Origin of the sequence: Cellulomonas iranensis NBRC 101100 = JCM 18110 (genome assembly GCF_001552375.1) — a bacterium.
Lineage (GTDB): Bacteria > Actinomycetota > Actinomycetes > Actinomycetales > Cellulomonadaceae > Cellulomonas > Cellulomonas iranensis.
On the sequence record NZ_BCRB01000188.1, the window covers coordinates 1 to 1326 of the forward strand.

The following is a 1326-nucleotide window of genomic DNA, read 5'->3' on the forward strand; positions in this document are numbered from 1 at the left end:
CCCGCCGCACCCGGTGACGGGGGCCGCGGTGCCGCCCGCCGACCGGCTCGCGCGCGTCGTCGAGCACGCCGTGCTGGCCGAGGAGCTGGGCTTCGACTCGTTCGCGGTCGGCGAGCGGCACGCCGGCGACGTGCTGTCGTCGGCGCCCACCGTGATCCTCGGCGCGATCGCCGCGCGCACGTCGCGGATCCTGCTGTCGACGGGCGTCACGGTGCTCTCGCTGCTCGACCCGGTGCGCGCCGCGGAGGACCTCGCGACGGTCGACCAGCTGAGCCGCGGACGGCTGGAGATCGTCATCGGCAAGGGCAACGAGGTGCTGCAGTACCCGTTGCTGGGCCTCGACCTCGACAAGCAGTACGAGTACCTCGAGGAGAACCACGGCCTGCTGCGCCTGCTGCTCGCGCGGGAGGACGTCACGTGGTCGGGGCGGCACCGCGCGCCGCTGGAGCACGCGACGACGCTCCCGCGGCCGTTCGCGGGGCCGTTCCGCGTCTGGCACGGCTCGGCGACGTCCCGGTTCGCGGTCGAGCTGGCCGCGCGGCACGGCGAGCCGATCGTCAGCGCCAACGCGCTGCAGCCGCGCGAGGCGTACCGCGTGCTCGTCGACCACTACCGCGAGCGGTACGCCGCGCACGGGCACGACCCGGCGCGCGCGTTCGTCGGCGCGGGGTCGGGCGGGCTGTACCTCGCGGACACCGACGCCGAGGCGGTCGCGCAGTACCGCCCGATCTACGAGGGGCAGGTCGCGGCGGCCGCGCGCCGCGGGTACGGCCCCGACGCGGTCGGCAGGGCGCCGGCGTTCGCGACGGTCGAGGACGCGGTCGAGCGCGGCCCGGCGCTCGTCGGCACGCCCGAGCGGGTCGCGGCGAAGATCCTCGACTTCCACGCGTCGTTCGGGCACGACCTGCAGTCGGTGTCGGTGAACCACCTGCTCGACCCCGCGCACCAGGAGGACGTCCTGCGTCGGTTCGTCGAGGAGGTCGTGCCGGTGGTCCGGGCCGCGGCCCCGACGCGGCTGTGGGGGCCGGACGACGCGGGCCGTGCCGCGGGCTTCACGGCCGGCGCGGGTCCGGTGCCTGCCGACGCGGGCTTCGAGCGCCGGTCCGTGGGCGGCGCCGGGGGGCTCGCCTCGATCGCGCGCTGACCGCCCGTCTCGGGCCGGTGCCGGCCGCCCGCGGCCGCGGGCTCCGCTGCGCCCGGGGGTGCTCGTGACGTGCGCGACCGGGTGCTCGTGACGTGCGCGACCGGGCGCTCGTGACGTGCGCGACCGGGCGCTCGTGACGTGCGCGAGAGGTCGATCCGGTCTCGTCCCGGCGGGACTGGATC

1 protein-coding gene is annotated in these 1326 nt (G+C 77.0%); it reads left to right on the forward strand.

The genetic code is table 11. The features are described 5' to 3' along the window. Positions 1-1144, forward strand: a 1144-nt coding sequence (locus CS2_RS18275) for an LLM class flavin-dependent oxidoreductase (RefSeq protein ID WP_156442222.1), incomplete at its 5' end; no start/stop codon positions are given. Positions 1145-1326 lie beyond the last annotated feature (182 nt).